Here is a 25,785-nt window from a genome sequence, read left to right on the forward strand (position 1 = left end):
TCGCTTACCCGGCCTACTAAACCGCCAGGGCGCGCAAGCGAAGCGCAGTCTGGTATATAAAAGCCGCTCCCGAGCGGCTTTTTTGCGGGTCAAATCTGGAGACAAAGGGGTAAAAGTGGTATAACAAATCATTAGCCATACCTTGCCTGGAGCGCATATGGAAATCAACGAACCCCGTCGTCTTTATCAGCAACTTGCTGCCGAGCTGAAATCGCGCATCGAGCAAGGCGTTTATCTGGTAGGCGACAAGTTACCTGCCGAGCGTTTTATCGCTGATGAGAAGAGCGTAAGCCGCACCGTGGTTCGTGAAGCCATCATCATGCTGGAAGTGGAAGGCTATGTTGAAGTGCGTAAAGGTTCCGGCATTCATGTTATCTCCAGCCAGCCAAAACACTCCCCGGCCCCGGACGAAAATCTGGAATTTGCCAATTACGGCCCCTTTGAGCTGCTCCAGGCTCGTCAGCTTATTGAGAGTAATATCGCCGAGTTCGCGGCGACGCAGGTGACCAAGCAGGACATCATGAAGTTGATGGAGATCCAGGACAACGCGCGTAAAGAGAAATGCTTCCGCGACTCCGAATGGGACCTGCAGTTTCATGTCCAGGTGGCGCTGGCGACGCAAAACAGTGCGCTTGCGGCAATCGTCGAAAAAATGTGGACTCAGCGCGTTCATAACCCGTACTGGAAAAAACTGCACGATCATATCGATTCCCGCACCGTGGATAACTGGTGTGACGATCACGATCAAATCCTTAAGGCACTGATTCGTAAAGACCCGCATGCGGCAAAAGTGGCGATGTGGCAGCATCTCGAAAACACCAAACAGATGCTGTTCAATGAAACCAGCGACGACTTCGAATTTAACGCCGACCGCTATCTTTTTGCTGAGAATCCGGTGGTTCACCTCGATAGCGCCGTCAGTCACGCAAAATAGTTTTCTTCACGCATCGGCAGGCGCTTCGCTGCGCCTTCCGGCCACGGTGGGTAAGTAAACATATATAGTGTCAGCCTTTGTAAATAGCCTCGCGTCTCCTCCCTGGGTTAAGACAAAATCTATCTGCGGTACATGCAAATACTGTGACGGATCCTATTGGCGTTTGTTACAATTAGATGCAATTTGCCGTTTAGCTTGTTAGTTAGTGCTTGCTTACTTAGCCATTTAACAGGGAACAGTTTGGCCACACACTGTGTCCGCGAGCGACCATAATGAAATTATAAAAAATGTCGCCGTGCTGTTTGACCCGGTTGACAGGTGCGTCGTTAACCGCTTTCCAGGAACACTGAATGGAACTTTTGACCCAACTACTTAATGCCTTATGGGCCCAGGATTTCGAAACGCTGGCCAATCCGTCCATGATTGGCATGCTCTATTTTGTCCTGTTTATGATTCTGTTTCTTGAAAACGGTCTGCTTCCTGCCGCTTTCCTGCCTGGCGATAGCCTGCTGGTGCTGGTTGGCGTGCTGTGCGCAAAAGGGGCAATGCAATTTCCGCAAACCGTCCTGCTGCTGACCATTGCCGCCAGCCTCGGCTGCTGGTTGAGCTATATCCAGGGGCGATGGCTTGGCAATACGCGTATCGTGCAGAACTGGCTATCGCACCTGCCGGCACACTATCATCAACGGGCGCATCACCTGTTCCACAAGCACGGGCTTTCCGCGCTGCTGGTGGGCCGCTTTATCGCCTTTGTCCGCACCCTGCTGCCAACCATTGCCGGTCTTTCCGGCCTTAGCAGCACGCGTTTTCAGTTCTTTAACTGGATGAGCGGCCTGCTGTGGGTGCTGATCCTTACCACACTGGGCTATCTGCTTGGCAAAACGCCGGTATTCCTGAAATATGAAGATCAGCTGATGTCCTGCCTGATGCTGCTGCCGGTCGTGCTGCTGGTGTTCGGGCTGATTGGTTCGCTGGTGGTTCTCTGGAAGAAAAAACATGGAAGTCAGGGCTAACGACATGGCCAATCCTAACGCGTCAATGCGCCGTCTCTCTTACGCCATGGTCGCGCTGGTGATGTTCAGCGCCCTGCTGCTGGCCTGGGCGGCGCTGCAAAAACAGGAATCGACGCTGGCGATCCGCGCGGTCAATCAGGGCGTCAGCATGCCGGATGGTTTCTCCATCTGGCATCACCTGGATGCCAACGGTATTCAGTTCAAAAGTATTACCCCGCAGAAAGATGTGCTGCTGATCACCTTCGACTCCAGCGTACAAAGCGCTGCCGCGAAAAAGGTGCTCGATCGCAGCCTGCCGCATGGCTATATCATTGCTCAACAGGATAATGACAATCAGGCGGTGGTCTGGCTGACCCGTCTGCGTGATACATCGCGTCTGTTAGGCTAAATTTCCACTATTCTGAATCTTTTCACTTACTTTGGTGATATCCCCGTTTACTTACTATGCTTAAGTACGCGGAGCACCTCTCACACGTACTCCGCACGACTCTGGAATTCGACATTTCCGCAGGTTACGTCGAAAACAATGGAAGGTTTCAACAATGAATTACCGCATCGCCCTGGGCCTCGCCCTTTTTTCTTTGAGCACAGCTTCGTTCGCTTCGTCTCTTTGTCAGGAGAAGGAACAGGATATTCAACGCGAGATCAGTTACGCTGAAAAGCATAACAATCAGAGCAGAATCAATGGATTGAATAAAGCGCTGAGCGAAGTTAAAGCTAACTGTTCTGATAGCAAACTGCGTGCCGATCATCAGCACAAAATTGCCGAACAGAAAGAAGAAATTGCTGAACGCCGCCGGGATCTGGCGGAGGCAAAGGAGAAAGGCGATGCAGACAAAGTTGCCAAACGTGAGCAGAAACTGCAAGAAGCGCAGAACGAACTGAAAGCGCTGGAGTCTCGCGATTACTGATTTAACGGACATCGTAACAGGAGAGAATCATGTCAAAAGATACCACGTCAGACCATTTACGCGCTGAACTGAAGTCCCTGGCGGATACCCTGGAAGAGGTACTGAGCTCCTCTGGCAATAAGTCGAAAGAAGAGCTGAGCAAACTGCGTAATAAAGCGGAGCAGGCCCTGCACGAAAGCCGCTATCGTCTGGGCGAAACCAGCGATGCGCTGGCTAAACAGACCCGTGAGGCTGCCGCGCGCGCTGATGAGTATGTGCGTGAGAATCCGTGGGCCGGCGTAGGTATCGGTGCTGCGGTTGGCGTTGTCATCGGCATGCTGCTTACGCGACGTTAATTATGGAAGATTCACGTCAACCACAAGGGCCCGCAAAAAACGTTCTCGGTATCGGACAGCGGATCTTGACTACTCTCGTCGGCATCGCAGAGACGCGTATCCGGCTGGCAGTAGTTGAACTGGAAGAAGAGAAAGCGAACCTCTTCCAGCTGCTACTGATGCTGGGGTTGACTATGCTCTTCGCCGCCTTTGGCCTGATGAGCCTGATGGTATTGATTATCTGGGCAGTCGATCCGCAGTATCGTCTTAATGTGATGATTGGCACCACCGTGGTGCTGCTGCTTGCTGCTCTGATAGGGGGAATATGGACGATGCGCAAAGTGCGCCAGTCGACCCTGCTACATCATACCCGTAAGGAGCTCGCCAACGACCGGTCACTGCTGGAGGATGACAAAAAGTGAGCAGAAGCCGAGCGGAACGTGAGCGAGAAAAGGCATTTTTGCTGAGCCAGATCCAGCAGCAACGGCTGGATCTGTCGGCTGGCAGCCGTGACTGGCTGGAAGCCACGCACAGCTATGACCGCGGGTGGAATATGTTTCTGAACCTACGGGCATGGGCGCTGATAGGGAGCAGCATTCTGGCGGTGAGGGCCGTGCGCCATCCGAATATGCTGATCCGCTGGGCGCGCCGCGGTCTGGGCATCTGGAGCGCGTGGAAGATGATTAAAACCACCCTTACCCAGCAGCAGCTCCGTAAACAAGAAACCCGCTGACGTTTACCCTGCCTCACCCTGTAAAGCGCCTCCTGGCGCTTTACTTTTATCCTTCCCTTCTTATTACTCAATATCTTTGATAAAGATTGACAGTTTTCCTTGCTAACAATCCCCATTCGCCCCGTTTATGATTCTCTCCATCGACAGCGAGACCGCGGCATACGCCCGATTTTGCACAATAAATAGTATTTACAGCCCAAGTGGTTCCCTGGAGAGTAAGATGAAAAAATTAGAAGATGTTGGTGTACTGGTAGCGCGCGTTCTGATGCCAATCCTGTTTATTACCGCTGGCTGGAGCAAAATCGGGGGTTACGCCGGTACGCAACAGTATATGGAAGCGATGGGCGTTCCGGGGTTCCTGCTGCCGCTGACCATTCTGCTTGAACTGGGGGGTGGCCTGGCCATTCTGTTCGGTTTCCTGACCCGGACTACCGCACTGTTCACCGCAGGCTTCACACTGCTGACCGCGTTCCTGTTCCACAGCAACTTTGCGGAAGGGGTGAACTCTCTGATGTTCATGAAAAACCTGACTATCGCAGGCGGTTATCTGCTGCTGGCTATCACCGGTCCTGGCGCGTTCAGTATTGACCGCGTCCTGAATAAGAAGTGGTAAGCACGCTATACTGAATCAAAAAGCGAGGGGATCTCTCCTCGCTTTTGCTATCTAAGGAGGAATAGATGGGACAACTCGTAGACGGCGTCTGGCAGGATACCTGGTATGACACCAAATCAACCGGGGGGCGTTTCAAACGTTCTGTTTCGGCCTTCCGTAACTGGCTCACTGCCGACGGTGCGCCTGGCCCGAGCGGCGAAGGCGGCTTTGCGGCTGAGAAAGATCGTTACCACCTCTATGTTTCTCTGGCCTGTCCGTGGGCGCATCGCACCCTGATCGTCCGTGCCCTGAAGGGGCTGGAAGCGCTGATCCCCGTCTCGGTGGTGCATCCGCTAATGCTGGAGAACGGCTGGACTTTCGGCGATGATTTCCCGGCGGCGACCGGCGACTCGCTCTATCACCATGATTTTCTCTACCAGCTCTACCTGCACGCCGATCCCCACTACACCGGCCGCGTTACCGTTCCGGTACTGTGGGATAAGAAAAATCAGACCATCGTCAGCAATGAGTCGGCCGAGATCATCCGCATGTTTAACACCGCGTTTGATGCTCACGGCGCCCGGGCAGGCGATTTTTATCCGCCCGCGCTGCGCGATAAGATCGATGACCTGAATAGCTGGATCTACGACAACGTGAACAACGGCGTCTATAAGGCCGGGTTTGCCACCAGCCAGGAAGCTTACGACGAAGCGGTGACCAATGTCTTTGCCTCGCTGGAGCGGCTGGAGCAGATCCTCGGCCAGCACCGCTATCTCACCGGTGACCAGCTGACCGAAGCCGATATCCGCCTCTGGACCACGCTGGTGCGCTTTGACCCGGTTTACGTGACCCACTTCAAGTGCGACAAACACCGGATCAGCGATTACCTCAACCTGCACGGATTCCTGCGCGACATCTATCAGATGCCGGGGATTGCGGAGACGGTCGATTTTGGCCATATCCGTAACCATTACTATCGCAGCCATAAAACCATTAATCCGACGGGCATTATCTCCATTGGCCCGTGGCAGGATCTGAACGAACCGCACGGGCGCGACGTCCGCTTTGGCTAAGCCTCAGGGGCGCTTTTCTGGCGCCCTTTACCCCTTTTTATTCCCGTCTATGCTTTAGTGGATCGCTTAAAAAACAAATAACTAATTGCTGCGGAGGCCACAAGAAATGGACTGGTATCTGAAAGTACTTCGAAATTATATTGGGTTCAAAGGGCGCGCCCGCCGCAAAGAGTTCTGGATGTTCACCCTGGTGAACTTCATTCTGATCTGCGTGCTGGGGCTGATCGACAAGATGCTGGGCTGGGAGCGGGCTGGCGGCGAAGGCATTCTCACCACCGTGTATGGCTTGCTGGTACTTCTGCCATCTTGGGCCGTGCTGTTTCGCCGGCTGCATGATACTGACCGTTCAGCGTGGTGGCTGCTGCTGGTGCTTATCCCGGTGCTGGGCTGGATCATTATTCTGATCTTCAACTGCCAGCGCGGTACGCCAGGTGAAAACCGTTTTGGGCCGGATCCGTTGCTAAACAACTGATAGTTTGCCCGGCGGCGCTGCGCCTGCCGGGCCTGCAATTTACTTCTGGGTGAACAACTTCTGGATCTCACGCAGACACCAGGATTTGGCCTCGCCCATGCTGTCACGACGCCACGCCATAATAATATCCACTTCACTGGTATATTCCGGGCTCACCACCCGCAGCCGCCCTTCGGCAATATCTTTCTCAACGAACGGATACGGCATGGTCGCCACGCCCAGCCCAGCCAGCAGCGCCTGACGCTTATCTTCAAGGGTGCTGACGGTGAGGCGCGGCTGTTTATCAAGCAGCTGAACGGTTAGTACCGGGCGCTCGCGGGCGGTATCGGCCACCGCCACGCCGCGGTATTTTACGCGGGTCACTTCCGACAGCGGCTCGGGTTCCTGATGAATCGGATGATCCGGTGCGGCGACATAGACATTCATCACGGTATAGAGCTTGCGGGAGTTGATTTCGGACGAGGAGCGGAAGTGCATATCCGGCGCGATCACAATATCCGCCCGGCCCTGCTCCAGGCGCTCCCACGCCCCGGCGAGCACTTCGGTAATAATTGAAAGCTGGGTATTGGCTTTTTCCGCCAGGCGATCCACCAGCGGGTAGAGCGCAGTGGTGGGTACCAACGCTTCGGTAACCAGCGTCAGATGCGTTTCCCAGCCGCGGGCCAGCGCTTCGGCGTCGGTGGTCAGTTTATCCGCCGCCTCCAGCAACACGCGCCCGCGCTCCAGCAGCATGCGGCCAACATTGGTGAATTTTGTTCGGTGACCAGAGCGGTCAAACAGCACCACATCCAGCTCTTCTTCCAGTTTCTGCATGGTGTAACTCAGGGCAGAGGGTACGCGCCCCAGTTCATCCGCTGCCGCCGCAAAGCTGCCGCGACGATCGATGGCGTCCATCACGCGCAGCGCTTCAAGGGTCAATGCTCTCTCTTTAGCCATGGCGTTCTCATTCAGGAAATTTGAACATACCGGGCAGAATATCTGGCTAACAATGCAGCGTCCATACCTTTACCATTGTTTTAGTGTAAAGAGAGGTCAAGTTTTATGATTACGACAAGAACAGCTAAACAGTGCGGACAAGCCGATTTCGGTTGGCTGCAGGCCCGCTACACCTTTTCCTTTGGACACTACTTTGACCCGAAACTGCTGGGCTATGCCTCTTTGCGCGTGCTGAACCAGGAGGTGCTCGCACCCGGCGCCTCATTCCAGCCGCGTACTTATCCAAAAGTGGATATCCTGAATCTGATTCTTGAAGGCGAAGCAGAGTATCGCGACAGCGAGGGCAACCATGTCCAGGCGAAAGCCGGTGAAGCATTGCTGATAGCCACTCAGCCCGGTATCAGCTACAGCGAGCATAACCTCAGCAAAGATAAGACGCTGACGCGCCTGCAGCTGTGGTTAGATGCCTGCCCGGAGCGGGAAAATCCGCTGCTCCAGAAGATCGATCTGCTGGATGCCAAACAGCAGCTGCTGGCCTCGCCAGATGGCAGCGCAGGCAGCCTGCAGCTCCGCCAGCAGGTATGGCTGCATCATATCGAGCTGGATAAAGGGGAGCGTCTGAGTTTTCAGCTGCACGGCCCGCGCGCCTACCTGCAATCTATCCACGGCACGGTACATGCGCAGACGCCCGCTGAGGAGCGTGAAGCGTTAACCTGCGGAGATGGTGCGTTTATTCGCGACGAGGCGAATATCACCCTGGTGGCCGATACGCCGCTGCGTGCGCTGTTGATTGATTTGCCGGTCTGAACCGCCGGCCTCTCCCCGTACAAGGAGAGGCCGTTATTTCAGGCGACTTTCTCCGCCATGATCTCAATGATCTGTTTATCCGTTGCCTGCATTGAACGGCATGCAAGTGAGCACAGATTGGCGATGGACTGTTCCACATCGTGCGCCACAATCCCTTCGTTGCCGGTCACGGCGCAATCATCAAGCGCCATCATTACCGATTTCCAGGCACTGCTGACGCTGGTTGAGACTTTCATCGCGCAGCTGTTCGATGCTCCATCGCAGATCATTCCGCTGACGTCGCCAATCATACTGCTGATCGCCATCTCAATCGCCTTATAGCCCCCGTCCAGCAGCCATGCCAAACCTGCTGCCGCGCCCATGGCCGCGGTCGTCGCCGCGCACAATGCCGACAGGCGAGGAAGCTGGTAATGGATATAAATGGCCGAGAGGTGCGAAAGCATCAGGGCCCGCGCCAGTTTTTCCTCATCAGCCTGGAGATATTCCGCCACGACCAGAACCGGCATCGTTGCCGTAATCCCCTGATTACCCGAACCGGAATTGCTCATCGCAGGCAGTGTCGCTCCGCCCATTCGGGCATCTGACGCGGCGCTGGTGCGGATGATTATCTCCGATCCTAACCCCTGGTCGATAAAGCCGCGCGCCTGCTGTCTATGCAACGTCGCGCCAATATGGAGTCCCCATTTGCCGGTTAATCCCTCCCTGGAGAGGGCGTCGTTTAGATGCCCGGCTTCCAGGATAAAACGAATGGCGGAAAACGGAACATGCTCGATAAACTCCAGGATCTGCGACAGCGACGTGCTCGACAGCACTCTCAGGGGATCGCCGCCAGAGCTCTGCGGCTGCTCATCCAGCATAAAGCGTGTTTCGCCCTGATAGCTGATCTGCACGACCCGCGTGTGTCCTCCCGCGATGGTGACGCTTGCCGACTCCGCCCCGGCATAGACAATGGCGCGGGAATAGAGGATTTCGTCGCAGGGTTGCTGCAGTTTTACCTGCACTTTTCCTGCCGCCAGCAGCACTTTAGCGCGGGCAATCGCCTCGGGCGAAGCATCTTTTAAAACCTCCAGCCCGCCCCGGGGATTGCCACCAATCGCCCCCAGCGCAGCCGCAACAGGCAGGCCAACCATGCCAGTACCTGGTACTGTTACACCCAGTCCATTCTTCATTAAATTCGGTGAAACCCACGCCTCAATTTGCGTGATTTCTCCGCTTAGCTGTTCAGCCGCGATGGCACAAGCCAGCGACAGCGAGACAGGTTCTGTACATCCCAGGGCAGGTTTAACCTCTTCCTGCACCGCGTGAATAAACAGGTTCCATAAAGGGTTTATTTGTTCAGACATCGTTACGACCTTTATTGCACATCAGGAAAAAGCGAGGAAAGGAGAAACACAAAGCAGTAGCCCGGTGATAATAATAATCACCAGCGACACGCCTTTGTATTTATGCAGCGCAGGGACCTTGTAGACCAGCCACGCCGGAATTAAACAGCCCACCATGCCAAAAATAGGGCTGCAGATAGAGGTGAAACTCAGCACAGGAGCATTTAATACAATGGCGCTCCAGGCAAGCAGTATGGCAAACACCATAATGCCGCGCTGTACGGTGGATTCATTGATTTTATCCGCCGGCAATTTGCGGCGCAGGATATTCATCACAATGCCTTGCGTCGCTTCACGAAAGCCGAGATAGACGCCAAAGAAAGCGGTCATCACAGCGAAGATATTCAGAATAACGCTGACGATTTTTACCCAACCCGCACCATCACCACTAATAAACTGCGCGGCAATTGCCAGGGCGGAAATATTCTGTTCATAGGCTTTGACCGCTTCCTCATGCCCCATCGCGAGGGTAAAAGAGACCGCGTAGAAAAAGACCGTCACAAACAGAATGCCAAACGCGATATTCATCGCCCGCAGGGCTTTGTACCGTGCCACTTCGATCGATTTTGCGCGGGAGCGGTAGGAGATCACCATTGGGCTGAGCGTCTGGATAAACAGAATGGAGGTGAGGGTAAACGGCAGCGTAATGATGGCATTCTTGATCAGCAGCCCCATCGGCGGCAGCGCGCCAACGTTATAGAGGTGCCACATACCAATCATTGAGATGCCCAGAGCCGCTACCACCAGCAGTTTGGTGAGCACCATCAGGCTGGAGACTTTAAACAGCAGTTTTTCACCCCGGGAAGAGATCGCCACCAGGATACAGATCAGTAATAAGCCATAGAAAGGGTTTTCTGACAGCAAACCGTCCGTCACGCCGAAGGTATGCAGATAAGAGGCGCTGTCGTTGGTAATCGCCGTGGAATATACAAACATCCAGATAACCAGCATGACAAAATAGAGCGCCCCTAACAGAATGCCCCAGTTTTTACCCAGATAACCGCTGATCACGCTCGGATAATCTTTGCACTCCGGCGATTCCGCCAGCGTATTAATAAACAGGCGCTGAAAGAGATACATCGCCGGATAACCAATGATGGAAGAGAGCAGAAAAACCCACAGGCCCATTAATCCCACCTGAACCGGGAGAAAAACAATACCGGCACCGATTGCCATGCCGATACTCATAATTATCCAACCGGTATCATTACTGTCGAATTTAATCGCTTCTTGCCATTCACTCTCACTCATTCCAGCCCGTCTTGCTGCCGGTGAGTCGCTCACAATTACGCTATTATTTGTCGCCGTATCCATTAGGCTCTCGCTTATTTTGTAGGGTAAACAGTTATTTTTATGGATATCTGCTCATCAGCGATAATGACCAGAGAGGTGCAGGCGTTTGTTATTCGTGTGGAAATATCATATCCGGAGAGGAAGAGAAAAAAATCACAACGTTAGTGGGGTTTTTGGCTAAAAAAAGAAAAAATTACTCTTTTTAAAAAAGAAGTGGGGCTACTTTTCTCATTGTGACGCACTTCAAGGAATAAAAAACCCGCGACACGCGCGGGTTGTTGAGCACTGGTACGTTAATGACAACTTATTCGCTCAGAGTCTGGGCGATTTGCGATCTGACTTCTGCCCGCTGCTCTGCCGTCAGGACCTGGCTCACATCGAAGTAATATTTCACGCGATAGTAACGCGCCTGCTCCTCAATGCGGCTGAACGCAGCCAGCTGATCTTTCACTGCCTTCTCATCCCATTTGCCGGACTGGATCACGTCAATCAACGTGCCATTTTTCACATCGCTGGTCGGGATTTTCTGCACGTTCTCTTCCAGCTGCTGGTGCAGAGCCTTAATTTTCGCGGTCTGTTCGCTGCTGAGTTTTAATTGCTGAACGATAGGATCCTGGGCAGGCTGCGGTGCGGTTGTCACTTCTGCCGCCTGCGCCACACCCGCAAAGCCTGTCATCGTTGCCGTCAGCAGCGCGATCCGGAAAATCTTTTTCATCTCACAATCCTCAATTATCTGTCAGGGAAGAACCGGAGTATTTTTCAATTACGGATGTTGATCTGTGAGGAAGTATATAAACAATTTTAAATGTAAATGCCGGGATGAGGGCAGAAAGCAAAAACCCCGCCGAAGCGGGGTTTCTAAAGAGTTGAAGCTGACCGATAAGCCGCGTTCTTTTTGGTATAGCGTCGTTGGACAGTCATTCATCTTACCGCCAAGAAGCAAAAACCCCGCCGAAGCGGGGTTTTCTGAAGAGTTGAAGCTGACCGATAAGCCGCGTTCTTTTTGGTATAGCGTCGTTGGACAGTCATTCATCTTACCGCCAAGAAGCAAAAACCCCGCCGAAGCGGGGTTTTCTGAAGAGTTGAAGCTGACCGATAAGCCGCGTTCTTTTGGGTATAGCGTCGTTGGACAGTCATTCATCTTACCGCCAAGAAGCAAAAACCCCGCCGAAGCGGGGTTTTCTGAAGAGTTGAAGCTGACCGATAAGCCGGGTTCTGTCGTTGGACAGTCATTCATCTAGGCCAGCAATCGCTCACTGGCTCAAGCAGCCTACCCGGGTTCAGTACGGGCCGTACCATGTGAACCCCTATTTGGCCTTGCTCCGGGTGGAGTTTACCGTGCCACGGACTGTTACCAGCCGCGCGGTGCGCTCTTACCGCACCCTTTCACCCTTACCTGATCCCACTTGCGTGGGCCATCGGCGGTTTGCTCTCTGTTGCACTGGTCGTGGGTTTCCCCCCCAGGCGTTACCTGGCACCCTGCCCTATGGAGCCCGGACTTTCCTCCCCTCCGCCCGTCTCCCCCGAAAGGGACGACGACGAAGCGGCGACTGTCTGGTCAGCTTCGGCGCGCAGTATAGAGGGTTTGCGCCCCGCTGTCACCCTTCGGTGAGCATCCCTACCCGCAGGGTGGCGGCAATATTGCGCGAGGCGCGATAAATATTGTCAAACGCGCCGCGGAACGCCTCTTCCAGGGTGCTGATGCTGGTCAGGACGCTGAACACCGCGTCGATGCCATATTGATGAACCACCGCGACATCGCTGGTCAGGCTGCCGGCGATGCCGATGACCGGCTTGCGATATTTACTGGCGACGCGCGCCACGCCCACCGGCACTTTGCCGTGAATACTTTGACTGTCCAGGCGTCCTTCGCCGGTCACCACCCAGGTGCAGTCGTGAATATGCTCTTCGAGATTCAGCGCCTGGGTGACGATTTCAATGCCGCTCTTCAGCTCCGCGCCGAGGAACGCCATCAGCGCGGCGCCCATGCCGCCTGCCGCACCCGCACCGGGGACATTTTTAACCTCAATACGCAGCGCGGTATTAATCACATCAGCGTAGTGAGAAAGATTGTTGTCGAGCTCGGTGATATTGGCTTCTGTTGCCCCTTTCTGCGGGCCGAAGATGCGGGAGGCACCCTGCTCGCCGATCAGCGGATTGCTCACGTCGCAGGCCACCCGGATCGCGCAGGTTTTGAGACGCGGATCGAGCAACGAAATATCAATATTGTTTAACGCCATCAGGCTGCCACCGCCGTAGCCAATCTCGGTGCCGTTGGCATCCGTCAGTTTTGCCCCCAGCGCCTGAACCATCCCTGCGCCGCCGTCGTTGGTGGCGCTGCCGCCAATCCCGATAATGATATTGCGCGCACCTTTATCGAGTGCGGCAAGGATCAGCTCGCCCGTCCCGCGGGAGGTGGTAATCAGCGGGTTGCGCTGTGCCGGAGGAACCAGTGCCAGTCCGCTCGCCGCCGCCATCTCAATAAACGCCGTCACGCCATCGCCGGAGATCCCCCAGCAGGCATTGACACTTTCGCCCAGTGGCCCCGTCACTACTGCATGCTGCATCGTGCCATTGGTGGCGGCAACCATCGCTTCAACCGTGCCTTCCCCGCCATCCGCAACGGGAACCGAAACATACTCTGCATCGGGAAAGATCTCCCGAAAGCCTTTTTCTATCGCCTGCGCTACCTCGGTGGCAGACAGGCTTTCTTTGTAAGAGTCAGGGGCGATTACGATTTTCATAGTTATAGCCTGTTACCGCTTAAGGCAAAAATAGCGGGCGCGTTCCCGCGCCCGTCTTTGTTAGCGAGAAACTTCCACTTTCGCCAGTTTTTCGTAATAGCACGCGAGGGCGCTGTGGTCTGCCGTTCCCAGCCCATCTGCGCGCAGGGCCTGCATCATCTCCATTACCGCCGCGGTCAGGGGTAGCTGTGCCCCCACGCCGTGAGAGGTATCCAGCGCGTTCGCCAGATCCTTGATGTGCAGATCGATACGGAAACCCGGCTTGAAGTTACGATCCATGACCATTGGCGCTTTGGCATCCAGTACGGTGCTGCCCGCCAGGCCGCCACGGATGGCCTGATACACCAGATCCGGGTTAACGCCCGCTTTGGTCGCCAGGGTCAGGGCTTCAGACATCGCGGCGATGTTCAGGGCCACAATCACCTGGTTTGCCAGCTTGGTGACGTTACCGGCACCAATCTCACCGGTATGCACCACGGAGCCGGCCATCGCTTTCAGCAGGTCGTAGTATTTGTCGAAGATGGCTTTGTCGCCGCCCACCATCACAGAGAGGGTGCCGTCGATAGCTTTCGGCTCGCCGCCGCTCACCGGCGCATCCAGCATGTCGATGCCTTTTGCTTTTAACGCCTCGCTGATTTCACGGCTGGCCAGCGGTGCGATGGAGCTCATGTCGATCAGCACGGTGCCAGGTTTTGCCCCTTCGATGATGCCGCCTTCGCCCAGCGCCACCTCTTTAACGTGCGGGGAGTTTGGCAGCATGGTGATGATCACATCGCACTGCTCAGCAATGGCTTTTGCCGTGGTGGCCGTTTCTGCGCCTGCGGCGATCACTTCGGCAATGGCTTCCGGGTTACGGTCTGCAACCACCAGTGAGTAACCTGCTTTGATGAGGTTTTTACTCATTGGTTTACCCATGATACCCAGGCCAATAAAACCAACTTTCAGTGTCATAATTGCGTCTCTCTTTATTCAGTGGTGGTGGTTATTTCTTGAAGGAATCCGCTAACTTCTGGGTGGCGGAGCGGAACACGCCGAGATCGCTGCCGACGGCGACAAAGGTTGCGCCCCATTCCAGATAGCGTCGGGCATCAGCCTCGACCGGTGCCAGAATGCCGCACGGCTTACCGTGCGCTTTGGCACGGGCAAAGATATGCTGGATGGCGCGCTGCACTTCCGGGTGATTCGCATTACCCAGGTGGCCAAAGGCGGCCGCCAGATCGCTTGGGCCGACAAAGATGCCATCTACGCCGTCAGTGGCGGCGATGGCATCGACGTTGTCCACGCCCTGCTGGCTCTCAATCTGCACCAGGATGGTGATGTTTTTGTTCGACTGGGCGAGGTAGTCCGGCACGGTGCCAAACATATTGGCACGATGGGAGACCGACACGCCGCGAATGCCTTCTGGCGGATAACGGGTGGAGGCCACCGCCTGCACCGCCTCTTCGACGTTTTCCACAAACGGGATCAGGAAGTTATAGAAACCAATATCCAGCAGGCGCTTGATGATCACCGGCTCATTGGTCGGCACGCGCACCACCGGCGCGCTGTGGCTGCCTTTCAGCGCCATCAGCTGCGGGATAAAGGTGGTGACGTCGTTCGGCGCATGTTCACCGTCCAGCACCAGCCAGTCAAAACCTGCCAGTCCCAGCACTTCGGTGCTGATTGGGCTTGCCAGCGCGGACCAGCAGCCAATCTGAATCTGATGTGCCGCGAGGGCCGCTTTAAATTTGTTTGGGAAAATATCGTTACTCATCGCTTATACCTTTGCTTATTTCTGCAATTCCATACGTTTGATGTCGCCCACTACGAACAGGTAGCAGAACATCGCCATCAGCGCCGAACACCCTACGAACAGCAGTGCCGCGTTGAACGAATGCAGCTCACTGACCAGATAGCCAATCACCAGCGGAGTGACGATTGACGCTACGTTGCCAAAGACGTTAAACACACCCCCGCACAGGCCAACAATCTCTTTCGGTGCGGTATCGGATATGACCGGCCAGCCCAGGGCACCAAACCCTTTACCGAAGAAGGCCAGCGCCATCAGCGCGACCACCAGCGTGGTGTTGTTGGTGTAGTTGCACAGAATGATTGAGGAGGCCAGCAGCATACCCAGCACGATCGGCAGCTTACGCGCCAGGGTAATCGACTTGCCTTGCTTAATCAGGTGATCCGAGAATACGCCGCCCAGTACGCCGCCGGCAAAGCCGCACAGCGCCGGAATGGATGCCACCAGGCCCACTTTCAGAATCGACATCCCCTTCTCCTGCACCAGATAAATCGGGAACCAGGTGAGGAAGAACCAGGTGATGGTGTTGATAAAGTATTGCCCGAAAAAGACGCCCAGCATCATCCGGTTAGACAATAACTGTTTGATGTAATGCAGCTTCGGACCGCTGGCCGCTTTGTCGCCTGGCTTTTTGTGGTCCATATCGACCACCGCGCCGCCCTCCTTAATGAACTTCAGTTCATCGGCGCTTATGCCTGGATGGTCGGTCGGGTTATGAATAAACTTCGCCCACATGCCGGTCAGCACAAAGCCAATCACACCCATTACGGTAAAGACATGTTCCCAGCCCCAGGCGAAGGTCAGCCAGCCGAGCAGCGGGGAGAAGAGCGCCAGCGAGAAATATTGCGCGGCGTTAAAAATAGCTGATGCCGTACCGCGCTCTTTGGTCGGGAACCAGGCCGCCACGATACGGGCGTTAGCCGGGAAGGATGGCGCCTCGGAGAAGCCGAGCATAAAGCGCATAAAGAACATTGAAATGCCCGCCCACGCCAGCGGGAAAAGATCGACAAACCCCTGCAGGAAGGTGAACAGCGACCAGAAGAAGAGGCTGTAGGTATAGACCTTTTTCGAGCCGAATTTGTCCAGCAGCCAGCCGCCGGGGATCTGCATCAGCAGATAGGCCCAGCCGAAGGCGGAGAAGATGTAGCCCATCGACACGGCACTTAATTGCAGCTCTTTGGCGACTTCCGTTCCGGCAATAGAGAGCGTGGCGCGGTCAGCGTAATTGACAGCGGTAACAATAAAAATGATGAGTAATATTAAATAACGGGTGGGGAAACCCTTTTTAGTTTCAACGGTAGTATCCAGCAACATATTTATTTCCTCTGGTACATCAATGAAATTATTTTTATTGTTTTAAGAAAGAGGCAGTCCTGATTATTTTGCTCATTAGAGAGAGGTAATTACGGTTAATTAACCAAATCCATGAAAGCGTTAATGAGTATAATCAAGCGCCCACCACCACGCATTGTCGCATTGCTCAATTATCAACTTTATTGTGAATATTATTTTGAGCATATGCACAAACCCCTGGGCGCTGATGCACAGATTTCGCCATTGCTCCCCTTATGGGCAGGCCACCGTCATAAATGAGTGATCGCGATCACATTATTAATTCCCCATGCCTGACATTCTTTATTCCACTGAGCAGAGTCTTTATTTTTTATAACGAGAAAATATAGTTACTCTTTGATCAATTAATTATCCCCCACGCGCTGGAGAATACTGGACAATGGCCGACATCGAAATTCGTCAAACGTCGCCGACCGCGTTTTATATTAAGGTACATGAGACCGATAACGTGGCGATTATTGTTAACGATCAGGGGTTAAAAGCCGGAACGCGTTTCCCGGACGGACTTGAACTCATCGAGCATATTCCACAGGGCCATAAAGTGGCGCTGGTGGATATCCCGGCGCAGGGCGAAATCGTGCGTTATGGCGAAGTCATCGGCTACGCCGTGCGCGCCATCCCCCAGGGCAGCTGGATTGATGAGTCGCTGGTTGCCCTGCCGGAAGCCCCGCCGCTGCACACCCTGCCGCTGGCAACCCGCGTACCGGAGCCGCTACCTGCGCTTGAAGGCTATACCTTTGAAGGTTATCGCAATGCGGACGGCAGCGTAGGCACCAAAAACCTGCTCGGCATCAGCACCAGCGTGCACTGCGTGGCGGGCGTGGTCGATTATGTAGTGAAGATCATCGAACGCGATCTGCTGCCAAAATACCCCAACGTCGACGGCGTGGTGGGTCTGAACCACCTTTACGGCTGCGGCGTGGCGATCAACGCTCCGGCGGCAATTGTCCCTATCCGCACCATCCACAATATCGCCCTGAACCCGAACTTCGGCGGCGAAGTGATGGTTATCGGCCTCGGCTGCGAGAAGCTGCAACCCGAAAAGCTGCTCCAGGGTACTGAAGACGTGCAGGCGATCCCGGTGGATGACGCCAGCATCGTGCGTCTGCAGGATGAGCAGCATGTCGGCTTCCGGTCGATGGTGGATGACATTCTGCAGGTCGCTGAGCGCCATCTGGCAAAACTGAATCAGCGCCAGCGTGAAACCTGCCCGGCCTCTGAGCTGGTGGTGGGAATGCAGTGCGGCGGCAGCGATGCCTTTTCGGGCGTGACCGCCAACCCGGCAGTGGGCTATGCCTCGGATCTGCTGGTGCGCTGTGGCGCCACGGTAATGTTCTCCGAAGTGACCGAAGTGCGCGACGCGATCCATCTCCTGACGCCGCGCGCCATCAACGAAGAGGTGGGCAAACGCCTGCTGGAGGAGATGGCCTGGTACGATAACTATCTCGACATGGGCAAGACCGACCGCAGCGCCAACCCGTCACCGGGCAACAAGAAAGGCGGCCTGGCGAACGTGGTAGAAAAAGCGCTGGGCTCCATCGCCAAATCGGGCAAGAGCGCCATCGTTGAAGTGCTTTCTCCGGGTCAGCGCCCGACTAAACGTGGCCTGATCTACGCCGCCACGCCAGCCAGTGATTTCGTCTGCGGTACCCAGCAGGTGGCCTCCGGGATCACCGTTCAGGTCTTCACCACCGGTCGCGGCACCCCGTACGGCCTGATGGCGGTGCCGGTCATTAAAATGGCGACCCGTACCGAGCTGGCGAACCGCTGGTTTGACCTGATGGATATCAACGCGGGCACTATCGCTACCGGCGAAGAGAGCATTGAGGATGTGGGCTGGAAGCTGTTCCACTTCATCCTCGACGTGGCGAGTGGACGTAAGAAGACTTTCTCCGATCAATGGGGATTACATAACCAGCTGGCGGTATTTAACCCGGCCCCGGTGACCTGAGTTTGCAGTAAACCTCCTTTAGCATGGCTTCGGCCATGCTTTTTTTTGCCTTTCGTTCTGGCTGATGCTCGCCATTCCGAATTTTTGCCGATCTGAAGTAATTATCGTCTGACGGGACAAGCGCTGCCTATCTTAAGACCTGCCAGTACCCACCTTTTCTGGCACCGACCCGTTGTACCTTACCCTTGCTTTGTAATGCGCTAAGGTAGCGTTCTACCGTACGGGAGGTTACACCGAGCATTGAGGCCAGGGTAGAAGCTGTCATTTTTGGCTGGGTAATCAGAAGTTGCAGGATGGCATCCTCTTTTTCCGACATTTGTTCCGACATTTGTTCCGACAATGCATGCGGGGTTGCGATACTTTCACGCAGCGCATCGGCAAGATTGTGTAGCATAAATTCTACAAAAGCCGTGCAATCGCTGGCTTTATCACACTGCCCAAGGATGGCGTAGTACCGCTCTTGCTGAAAGTGGATCAGCGTTTCCACCGGCAACCAGGCCAGCTCGGCACGCCAGTGGCTGAGGATAAGAGTCTGCCAGAGACGCCCCATACGGCCATTACCGTCGGCAAAGGGATGGATAAATTCAAATTCATAGTGGAATACAGAGCTGGCAATTAGCGGGTGCAAGTCTGTGGCATTAAGCCAGCCAAGCAGCTCATCCACCAGACGAGGTACCTGAGATGCAGGAGGTGCCATATGCACCAGTTGGTTACCACGATAGATCCCGACATCCCCCTGGCGCAGTTGCCCGGGATTATCTACGAGCCCCTTCATCAGGAGCCGATGGGCACTCAGCAAATCTTTCAGACGACTGGCTTGCCAGATATTCAGGTGCTCATAGGCCTGGATGGCGTTTCTGACTTCCTGAATATCTTTTGCCGGGGCCAGCACCCGCTTTCCATCCATAATTGCGGTCACCTGCCCGGTGGTCAGCGAATTATGTTCAATGGCTAACGACGCCTGGATAGTACGAATACGATTCTCTTTACGCAGCAGAGGTGAAGCTCGCCCCGTATAAGCAGCCCAGTGTCCCAGCAGTTCTCCCGTTTCAACCACCAGATTAAGGATTGCAGACGTAATCGTAAAAGGCGGTTGATAACGGCTCACGAGCTTACTCCCCCTGCTGCTCCAGCGCATATTTATACAGCGCGTTCTTTTTCACGCCGTGGATCTCTGCTGCCAGCGCGGCCGCTTTCTTCAGCGGCAGTTCAGCCTGCAGCAGCGCGAGGGTGCGCAGGGCATCCGCAGGCAGGGCGTCCTCTTCGGCCTTGTGCCCTTCGACAATCAGCACCATCTCGCCCTTGCGGCGGTTTTCATCCTCTTTCACCCATGCCAGCAGCTCGCCAACCGGCAGGCCGTGGATGGTCTCCCAGGTTTTGGTCAGTTCGCGGGCCAGCACCACGTAACGCGCCTCTCCCCAGACGGCGACCATATCTTCCAGGCTCTCCAGCAGACGGTGGGTCGATTCGTAGAAGATCAGCGTGCGCGGTTCGGCTTCCAGCGCCTTCAGCACGTCGCGACGACCTTTGGATTTGGCGGGCAGGAAGCCTTCGTAGCAGAAGCGGTCAGACGGCAGACCCGCCGCGCTCAGGGCGGCAATGGCGGCACACGGCCCCGGTAACGGGACAACCCGAATGCCCGCCTCGCGGCAGGTGCGGACCAGATGGTAGCCTGGATCGTTAATCAGCGGCGTGCCGGCATCGGAGACCAGGGCGATGTTCTGCCCCTCTTTCAGCTTTGCCACCAGCGTCTCGGCCTTTTGCTGCTCGTTATGATCGTGCAGGGCAAACAGGCGGGCGTTAATGGCGAAGTGTTGCAGCAGCAGGCCAGTGTGGCGGGTATCTTCAGCCGCAATAAGATCAACGCTTTGCAATACGGTGAGCGCACGTTGGGTAATATCAGATAAATTCCCGATAGGAGTAGGTACAATATATAGCTGACCCTGAGAATTATCTGCCGTTTCGTGTTGTTTCATTGTTTCATCCGTATTGCCGATTTAATATTGAGCATTGCGTAAAAAATATCACTGGATACAGTATGGTACCCTTAACGTTTTTTCATAATAAAGCCACGCGCAGCCTTCCGCTGGTGCTGGCAGCCCTGTTCTTTGCAGGCTGTGGCACACAGGCGCCCGATCAAAGTGCTGCCCACATGGAGGGTACAGCCCAGGCTGACTCCGGCTTCTATCTGCACCAGATGGAGCAGAGCTCGAATGATACCAGGATCAACTGGCAATTACTCGCCATTCGTGCACTGCTGAAAGAGGGTAAAACCCAGCATGCCACCGATCTGTTTAACCAGTTGCCGCAGGATCTGACCGATACCCAGCGTCGCGAACAGTCCCTGCTGGCCGCCGAGCTGAAAATTGCGCAGAACGATGCTGCCGGCGCTAAGAAGCTCCTCGGCAATATCGACATCAGCGCGCTGGATAAAAATCAGCAGGCGCGTTTCTGGCAGGCCGGTATCGCCGCTGAGCAGGGGCGTCCTTCCCTGACGCTGCTGCGGGCGTTGATCGCCCAGGAGCCGCTGCTCTCCGCTGCCGAAAAACAGAAAAATATCGATGCCACCTGGCAGACGCTCTCCGCCATGAACCCCGATCAGGCCAATGCGCTGGTGATTAACGCCGACGAGAATATCCTGCAGGGCTGGCTGGATCTGCAGCGCGTCTGGTTCGATAACCGCAACGATCCGGATATGCTGAAGGCCGGAATTAAAGACTGGCAAACCCGCTATCCGAATAACCCGGGCGCAAGCATGCTGCCAACGCAACTGGTTAATGTACAGAACTTCAAGCCAGCCTCCACCAGCAAAATCGCCCTGCTGCTGCCATTAGGTGGCCAGGCCGCCGTCTTTGGCCGCACGATCCAGCAGGGTTTTGAAGCGGCGAGAAACGGTACTGCCGCCGTCGCGGGCAGCGCAGTTCCCGCCCAGGTCGCCCAGGCCGCTAATGCCGGTGATGTGGTGAGCCCATCCAGTGCCGAAACCAACGATCTGACCGCGACCCAACCTGTCGCTGCCCAGCCAGGCACGCTCCAGAATCCGGTGCAGGCCCCTGCCACCCCTCAGCCTGTCGCCGCGCCGGAAGGCAACGTACAGGAAAGTAACGTGCAGGAGCCGGTGCAGACTCCGGTCACGACACAAGAGACGCAGACCGTTGCCCAACCACAGGTCATGGGTAACCCATCTGCGGAGATAAAAGTGTATGACACCAGCAACCAGCCGCTCGATCAGGTGCTGAGTCAGGTGCAGCAGGATGGCGCCAGCATCGTGGTCGGCCCGCTGCTGAAAAACAACGTGGACGAGCTGGTGAGAAGCAACACCCCGCTGAACGTGCTGGCGCTGAACCAGCCGGAGCAGGTGCAGAATCGCCCTAACGTCTGCTACTTTGCCCTGTCGCCAGAAGACGAAGCCCGCGATGCGGCCCGCCATATCCATGAGCAAGGTAAGCAGGCTCCTCTGCTGCTTATCCCGCGCAGCCAACTGGGCGATCGCGTCGCGACTGCCTTTGCCCAGGAGTGGCAACAGCTGGGTGGCGGCATCGTCCTGCAGCAGAAATTTGGCTCAGCCTCAGAACTGCGCGCAGGCGTGAACGGCGGAGCGGGTATTGCCCTCAGCGGTAGCCCGGTGACTGCCAGCCTGCCACAGCAGCAGAGCGTGACGATTGGTGGTCTGACTATCCCGGCTCCGCCAACGGATGCGCAGATCAGCGGCGGCGGTAACGTGGATGCGGCCTACATTGTCGCCACCCCGGAAGAGATCGCCTTTATCAAACCGATGATCGCCATGCGTAACGGCAGCCAGGCGGGCGTGTCGCTGTACGCCAGCTCACGCAGCGCACAGGGCACCGCAGGCCCGGACTTCCGTCTTGAGATGGAAGGGCTACAGTACAGCGAAATACCGATGCTCGCAGGGGCAAACCCAGAGCTGATGCAGCAGGCGCTCAGCAGCGTGCGTAACGACTACTCGCTGGCGCGCCTGTATGCCATGGGCGTGGATGCCTGGGCGCTGGCGAACCACTTCACCCAGATGCGCCAGGTGCCGGGCTTTACCCTTAACGGCAATACCGGCGATCTCACCGCCACTCAGGACTGCGTGATTAACAGGAAGTTATCATGGCTCAAATACCAGCAGGGACAGATCGTTCCGGCCAGTTAACCCGCAAACAGACCGGCGACGCGCGCGAATTACAGGCGCGTCGCTGGCTTGAGCGCAAAGGACTGCGCTTTATCGCCGCCAACGTTCGCGGACGCGGCGGTGAAATTGACCTTATCATGCAGGACGGCCCGTCCATCGTGTTCATTGAGGTGCGCTACCGCCAGTCATCCCGTTACGGCGGGGCCGCCGCCAGCGTGACCCGGGCCAAGCAACAAAAATTGTTACACACCGCCCAGTTGTGGCTTGCCCGGCATAATGGCAGCTTTGACACTGTGGATTGCCGGTTCGATGTGGTAGCCTTCACCGGAAACGCCATCGAATGGTTCAAAAACGCCTTCGGCGAAGACGCGTAAATCAGATCGTTAAGGGATACCGTGCTCGAAAGAATTAAGGTTTGCTTCACGGAAAGCATTCAGACTCAGATTGCAGCAGCAGAAGCGCTGCCGGACGCCATCTCCCGCGCGGCGATGACGCTGGTTCAGTCCCTGCTTAACGGCAACAAAATTCTCTGTTGTGGTAATGGCACCTCGGCCGCCAACGCACAGCATTTTGCTGCCAGTATGATCAATCGTTTTGAGACAGAGCGCCCCAGTTTACCTGCCATTGCACTTAATACCGATAACGTGGTCTTAACGGCGATTGCCAACGATCGTCTTCATGATGAGATCTACGCCAAGCAGGTGCGCGCGTTAGGGCATGCCGGTGATGTCCTGCTGGCCATCTCCACGCGCGGCAACAGCCGCGACATCGTGAAAGCCGTGGAAGCGGCCGTCACGCGCGATATGACCATCGTTGCGCTGACCGGTTACGACGGCGGTGAGCTGGCAGGGCTGTTAGGTCCGCATGATGTTGAGATCCGTATTCCTTCCCACCGCAGCGCGCGCATTCAGGAGATGCATATGCTGACGGTGAACTGTTTATGCGATCTGATCGATAACACGCTTTTCCCTCACCAGGATGATTAAGGAGTAAACATGAAGGCACTTTCGCCCCTCGCAGTCCTTATTTCTGCGCTGCTGCTTCAGGGATGTGTGGCTGCAGCGGTAGTGGGTACCGCCGCAGTGAGTACCAAAGCCGCGACCGACCCGCGAACCGTGGGCACGCAGGTGGATGACGGCACCCTTGAACTGCGCGTGAACAGCGCACTCTCCAAAGACCAACAGATTAAGAAAGAAGCGCGTATTAACGTAACGGCTTATCAGGGCAAGGTTTTACTGGCCGGCCAGGCGCCGAATACCGAACTTGCCTCCCGCGCGAAGCAAATTGCGATGGGTGTAGAAGGGACGACCGAGGTATTTAACGAAATACGTCAGGGCCAGCCGATTGGCCTGGGTGCCGCCTCAAATGACACCTGGATCACCACCAAAGTGCGCTCCCAGCTGCTGGGTAGCGATCAGGTGAAATCCTCTAACGTGAAAGTGACCACCGAGAACAGCGAAGTCTTCCTGCTCGGCCTGGTGACCGAGCGTGAAGGTAAAGCGGCGGCGGATATCACCAGCCGGGTGAGCGGCGTGAAACACGTGACTACCGCCTTCACCTACATCAAGTAATCTCCCCCGCCCTCTGCCGCTGGCAGAGGGCGCTCATTCCTCTCCCTGCGCCTGCTCCCTGATTTTCGCCGACGGAATAACATTGACTCCTGCCGGTGCTGCACCCAGCGCCTCCTGCAGCATAACCTGCGCCACATCCCGCGCCTCGACAGACTTCCAGTTGCCGGGCAGCAGACTGAACAGCGGGGAAAACAGCGACTCGCTGAAGCGATGCTTCTCCCGCTCCCCCAGCAGCATTGACGGACGCACAATGGTCAACCGCTCCCACTTCTGGGCGATCAGGGCCTCTTCCATTTTGCCTTTCACCTTGTTGTAGAAGAACGGCGAATGCGCGTTAGCCCCCATGGCGCTCACCACCAGGAAATGCTTCGCCCCGAGTCGTTTTCCGGTCAGCGCAGTATCCACCACCAGCGTGTAATCGGCATGGATAAAGGCCTCTTTGCTGCCCGCCTCACGCCGGGTGGTGCCCAGACAGCAAAAGACGGTATCTACCGGATCCTGAACCTGTGCCAGCGCATCGGTCAGTTGCGGATCGTGGGGATTAAACACCCCTTCGATATCGCCCAGCGGGCGACGCGTCGGGGCGGCGATATAGTTGATCTTCTGCTCCTGGATTAGCATACGCAGCAGGTGCCCACCCACAAGGCCGGTCGCGCCGGTAATTAAAACCTGACTCATTACTCCTCCTTTGCAGATTAGTCCGTATGCGATTTCATGCCGCTCAACCACACTTAGTGGTCTGAACGTTAAGTATTTACCACAAGCTGGAAAAAAGCTGTCTGAAGCCAAAACAACGGAGGAAGCATGAGCAAGAAAATTGCGGTCTTGATTACCGACGAGTTTGAAGATTCAGAATTTACCTCACCTGCCGAGGCGTTTCGTAAGGCGGGCCATGAGGTGATCACCATTGAAAAAGAGGCAGGCAAAACGGTAAAAGGCCATAAGGGCGAGGCCAGCGTGACCATCGATAAAACCATCGATGAGGTGAGCCCGTCTGACTTTGACGCCCTGTTACTGCCGGGTGGGCACTCCCCGGACTCGCTACGCAGCGATACGCGTTTCGTGACCTTTACCCGGGATTTTGTCTCCAGCGGGAAACCGGTCTTTGCTATCTGCCACGGCCCACAGCTGCTCATCAGCGCTGAGGTTGTGCGCGGACGTAAACTGACGGGCGTGAAATCGATCGCCATCGATCTGAAAAACGCCGGGGCCGATTTTCACGATCAGGAGGTAGTCATCGATAACGATCAGCTGGTTACCAGCCGGACGCCAGAAGATCTTATCGCCTTTAACCGTGAGGCGTTGCGCTTACTCGGCGCGTAGCCAGTGATGTTTTTTGCCAAAGCCTAACGTGTTGTCAGTGAACTTCAGTTCATCCAGACGGATCTCCCATACCGGAGCTGGCATGGCAGCGGCAACCGGAAAGCGACGAAGATAGTACTTGCGCATCACGTCGCTTTCCTCTCCTTCCAGACGACGAATCTCCCCTTTGAACTGCACCCCGCGGATTAACGCCACGGTTTTGGGCTGCCCGTTGACGGTGCCTGCAACTTTCGCCTGTTTGCCGCTCATCTGCGCATGACGGGTTTTGTCTTCGCTTAAGACGTAGAACGCGACGCGCTGCGGGTCATAATAGTAAAAGGCATTGGCACACCACAGCTCATCGTCTTGGTGTACGCACCAGGTGACCACGTGCTGCTTCGCCAGCCAGTGGTTGATGGCGGCCAGAGTTTCCATTTCGCTTCTCTCTCATGCTAAGGTGCACTCACCTTAACATACTGA

At 55.6% G+C, this 25,785-nt stretch carries 30 protein-coding genes and 1 other RNA gene; 17 read left to right on the top strand and 14 right to left on the bottom strand.

Annotation, left to right across the window (positions count from 1 at the left end):
• Positions 1-157 precede the first annotated feature (157 nt).
• From exuR to GNG29_RS20005, 10 genes are all read left to right on the top strand, one after another.
• The gene (gene exuR / locus GNG29_RS19960; RefSeq protein WP_103177126.1) at positions 158-934 is read left to right on the top strand and encodes a transcriptional regulator ExuR; all 777 of its coding nucleotides are present in this window, start codon (positions 158-160) and stop codon (positions 932-934) included.
• Positions 935-1,284: 350 nt separating this feature from the next.
• Positions 1,285-1,947 (top strand): DedA family general envelope maintenance protein YqjA, encoded by a 663-nt coding sequence (gene yqjA / locus GNG29_RS19965; protein WP_059307126.1) that lies wholly within the window; start codon positions 1,285-1,287, stop codon positions 1,945-1,947.
• A gap of 4 nt (positions 1,948-1,951) precedes the next feature.
• Positions 1,952-2,335: an EnvZ/OmpR regulon moderator MzrA gene (mzrA, locus tag GNG29_RS19970; RefSeq protein WP_103180990.1), complete on the top strand. Its 384-nt coding sequence runs from the start codon at positions 1,952-1,954 to the stop codon at positions 2,333-2,335.
• Positions 2,336-2,489: 154 nt separating this feature from the next.
• Positions 2,490-2,858, top strand: a complete 369-nt coding sequence (locus GNG29_RS19975; RefSeq protein WP_103177128.1) for a DUF1090 domain-containing protein — start codon at positions 2,490-2,492, stop codon at positions 2,856-2,858.
• A 29-nt stretch (positions 2,859-2,887) separates the two neighbouring features.
• Positions 2,888-3,193, top strand: a complete 306-nt coding sequence (locus GNG29_RS19980; protein WP_103177129.1) for a YqjD family protein — start codon at positions 2,888-2,890, stop codon at positions 3,191-3,193.
• Positions 3,194-3,195: 2 nt separating this feature from the next.
• Positions 3,196-3,594: a phage holin family protein gene (locus GNG29_RS19985; protein WP_103177130.1), complete on the top strand. Its 399-nt coding sequence runs from the start codon at positions 3,196-3,198 to the stop codon at positions 3,592-3,594.
• Positions 3,591-3,905, top strand: coding sequence for a YqjK-like family protein (locus GNG29_RS19990; RefSeq protein WP_103177131.1), 315 nt, complete (start codon positions 3,591-3,593; stop codon positions 3,903-3,905). Before GNG29_RS19985 ends, GNG29_RS19990 begins: the two co-directional genes overlap by 4 nt.
• 220 nt (positions 3,906-4,125) lie before the next feature.
• Complete coding sequence (locus GNG29_RS19995; protein ID WP_168191992.1) at positions 4,126-4,518, top strand: DoxX family protein; 393 nt, start codon at positions 4,126-4,128, stop codon at positions 4,516-4,518.
• Positions 4,519-4,583: 65 nt separating this feature from the next.
• Positions 4,584-5,570 (top strand): glutathione S-transferase family protein, encoded by a 987-nt coding sequence (locus tag GNG29_RS20000; protein WP_103177133.1) that lies wholly within the window; start codon positions 4,584-4,586, stop codon positions 5,568-5,570.
• A gap of 106 nt (positions 5,571-5,676) precedes the next feature.
• Positions 5,677-6,042, top strand: coding sequence for a DUF805 domain-containing protein (locus GNG29_RS20005; RefSeq protein ID WP_103177134.1), 366 nt, complete (start codon positions 5,677-5,679; stop codon positions 6,040-6,042).
• Positions 6,043-6,081: 39 nt separating this feature from the next.
• Here the strand turns inward: GNG29_RS20005 and yhaJ are convergent, their stop codons facing one another.
• Positions 6,082-6,978, bottom strand: a complete 897-nt coding sequence (gene yhaJ / locus GNG29_RS20010) for a DNA-binding transcriptional regulator YhaJ (protein ID WP_103177135.1) — start codon at positions 6,976-6,978, stop codon at positions 6,082-6,084.
• 105 nt (positions 6,979-7,083) lie between these two features.
• Here yhaJ and GNG29_RS20015 point away from each other — a divergent pair, with 105 nt between their 5' ends.
• On the top strand, positions 7,084-7,785 hold the full coding sequence (locus tag GNG29_RS20015; RefSeq protein WP_103177136.1) for a pirin family protein: 702 nt from the start codon (positions 7,084-7,086) through the stop codon (positions 7,783-7,785).
• A gap of 38 nt (positions 7,786-7,823) precedes the next feature.
• On the opposite strand, the gene GNG29_RS20020 is transcribed toward GNG29_RS20015, so the two are convergent.
• The 9 genes from GNG29_RS20020 to GNG29_RS20060 form a co-directional block, all read right to left on the bottom strand.
• Entirely contained in the window at positions 7,824-9,128 is a 1,305-nt protein-coding gene (locus GNG29_RS20020) for a serine dehydratase subunit alpha family protein (RefSeq protein ID WP_156655263.1), read from the bottom strand.
• 21 nt (positions 9,129-9,149) lie between these two features.
• The gene (locus GNG29_RS20025; protein ID WP_156655264.1) at positions 9,150-10,481 is read right to left on the bottom strand and encodes an amino acid permease; all 1,332 of its coding nucleotides are present in this window, start codon (positions 10,479-10,481) and stop codon (positions 9,150-9,152) included.
• Between the two features lie 283 nt (positions 10,482-10,764).
• Positions 10,765-11,175 carry a Spy/CpxP family protein refolding chaperone gene (locus GNG29_RS20030; RefSeq protein ID WP_103177139.1) on the bottom strand — a complete coding sequence of 137 codons (411 nt, stop codon included), beginning with the start codon at positions 11,173-11,175 and terminating at the stop codon, positions 10,765-10,767.
• A 48-nt stretch (positions 11,176-11,223) separates the two neighbouring features.
• On the bottom strand, positions 11,224-11,601 hold the full coding sequence (locus GNG29_RS20035) for a hypothetical protein (protein WP_156655265.1): 378 nt from the start codon (positions 11,599-11,601) through the stop codon (positions 11,224-11,226).
• Positions 11,602-11,648: 47 nt separating this feature from the next.
• An RNA gene (rnpB, locus tag GNG29_RS20040) (RNase P RNA component class A) lies at positions 11,649-12,026 on the bottom strand.
• 32 nt (positions 12,027-12,058) lie between these two features.
• Positions 12,059-13,204: a glycerate 2-kinase gene (gene garK, locus GNG29_RS20045; protein WP_156655266.1), complete on the bottom strand. Its 1,146-nt coding sequence runs from the start codon at positions 13,202-13,204 to the stop codon at positions 12,059-12,061.
• 60 nt (positions 13,205-13,264) lie between these two features.
• The gene (garR, locus tag GNG29_RS20050; RefSeq protein WP_103177141.1) at positions 13,265-14,155 is read right to left on the bottom strand and encodes a 2-hydroxy-3-oxopropionate reductase; all 891 of its coding nucleotides are present in this window, start codon (positions 14,153-14,155) and stop codon (positions 13,265-13,267) included.
• A 31-nt stretch (positions 14,156-14,186) separates the two neighbouring features.
• Positions 14,187-14,957 (bottom strand): 2-dehydro-3-deoxyglucarate aldolase, encoded by a 771-nt coding sequence (garL, locus tag GNG29_RS20055; protein ID WP_103177142.1) that lies wholly within the window; start codon positions 14,955-14,957, stop codon positions 14,187-14,189.
• A gap of 15 nt (positions 14,958-14,972) precedes the next feature.
• Positions 14,973-16,307, bottom strand: coding sequence for an MFS transporter (locus GNG29_RS20060; protein WP_103177143.1), 1,335 nt, complete (start codon positions 16,305-16,307; stop codon positions 14,973-14,975).
• 418 nt (positions 16,308-16,725) lie between these two features.
• Here GNG29_RS20060 and garD point away from each other — a divergent pair, with 418 nt between their 5' ends.
• Positions 16,726-18,297 (top strand): galactarate dehydratase, encoded by a 1,572-nt coding sequence (gene garD / locus GNG29_RS20065; protein ID WP_103824902.1) that lies wholly within the window; start codon positions 16,726-16,728, stop codon positions 18,295-18,297.
• A gap of 127 nt (positions 18,298-18,424) precedes the next feature.
• On the opposite strand, the gene GNG29_RS20070 is transcribed toward garD, so the two are convergent.
• The gene (locus GNG29_RS20070; RefSeq protein WP_103177145.1) at positions 18,425-19,405 is read right to left on the bottom strand and encodes a Fic family protein; all 981 of its coding nucleotides are present in this window, start codon (positions 19,403-19,405) and stop codon (positions 18,425-18,427) included.
• Between the two features lie 4 nt (positions 19,406-19,409).
• Complete coding sequence (gene rsmI, locus GNG29_RS20075) at positions 19,410-20,273, bottom strand: 16S rRNA (cytidine(1402)-2'-O)-methyltransferase (RefSeq protein ID WP_103177146.1); 864 nt, start codon at positions 20,271-20,273, stop codon at positions 19,410-19,412.
• A 62-nt stretch (positions 20,274-20,335) separates the two neighbouring features.
• Here rsmI and GNG29_RS20080 point away from each other — a divergent pair, with 62 nt between their 5' ends.
• The 4 genes from GNG29_RS20080 to dolP are packed head-to-tail and all read left to right on the top strand — an operon-like array spanning position 20,336 to position 24,003.
• The gene (locus tag GNG29_RS20080) at positions 20,336-22,453 is read left to right on the top strand and encodes a penicillin-binding protein activator (RefSeq protein WP_156655267.1); all 2,118 of its coding nucleotides are present in this window, start codon (positions 20,336-20,338) and stop codon (positions 22,451-22,453) included.
• Positions 22,411-22,806 (top strand): YraN family protein, encoded by a 396-nt coding sequence (locus tag GNG29_RS20085; RefSeq protein WP_103177148.1) that lies wholly within the window; start codon positions 22,411-22,413, stop codon positions 22,804-22,806. The genes GNG29_RS20080 and GNG29_RS20085 overlap by 43 nt, the downstream gene beginning before the upstream one ends.
• A gap of 21 nt (positions 22,807-22,827) precedes the next feature.
• Positions 22,828-23,418, top strand: a complete 591-nt coding sequence (gene diaA, locus GNG29_RS20090) for a DnaA initiator-associating protein DiaA (RefSeq protein ID WP_032614385.1) — start codon at positions 22,828-22,830, stop codon at positions 23,416-23,418.
• Positions 23,419-23,427: 9 nt separating this feature from the next.
• Positions 23,428-24,003, top strand: coding sequence for a division/outer membrane stress-associated lipid-binding lipoprotein (gene dolP, locus GNG29_RS20095; RefSeq protein ID WP_156655268.1), 576 nt, complete (start codon positions 23,428-23,430; stop codon positions 24,001-24,003).
• Between the two features lie 33 nt (positions 24,004-24,036).
• Here dolP and GNG29_RS20100 read toward each other — a convergent pair whose 3' ends face one another.
• Positions 24,037-24,681: an NAD(P)H-binding protein gene (locus GNG29_RS20100; protein WP_103177150.1), complete on the bottom strand. Its 645-nt coding sequence runs from the start codon at positions 24,679-24,681 to the stop codon at positions 24,037-24,039.
• A gap of 126 nt (positions 24,682-24,807) precedes the next feature.
• Between GNG29_RS20100 and GNG29_RS20105 the strand changes: the two genes are divergently transcribed.
• Complete coding sequence (locus tag GNG29_RS20105) at positions 24,808-25,326, top strand: type 1 glutamine amidotransferase domain-containing protein (protein ID WP_103824906.1); 519 nt, start codon at positions 24,808-24,810, stop codon at positions 25,324-25,326.
• Here GNG29_RS20105 and GNG29_RS20110 read toward each other — a convergent pair.
• Positions 25,312-25,740, bottom strand: a complete 429-nt coding sequence (locus GNG29_RS20110; RefSeq protein ID WP_156655269.1) for a YhbP family protein — start codon at positions 25,738-25,740, stop codon at positions 25,312-25,314. The two genes, GNG29_RS20105 and GNG29_RS20110, sit on opposite strands and share 15 nt — an antisense overlap.
• Positions 25,741-25,785: the final 45 nt, after the last annotated feature.

The sequence above is a fragment of the Leclercia sp. Colony189 genome (genome assembly GCF_009740165.1).
GTDB lineage: Bacteria > Pseudomonadota > Gammaproteobacteria > Enterobacterales > Enterobacteriaceae > Enterobacter.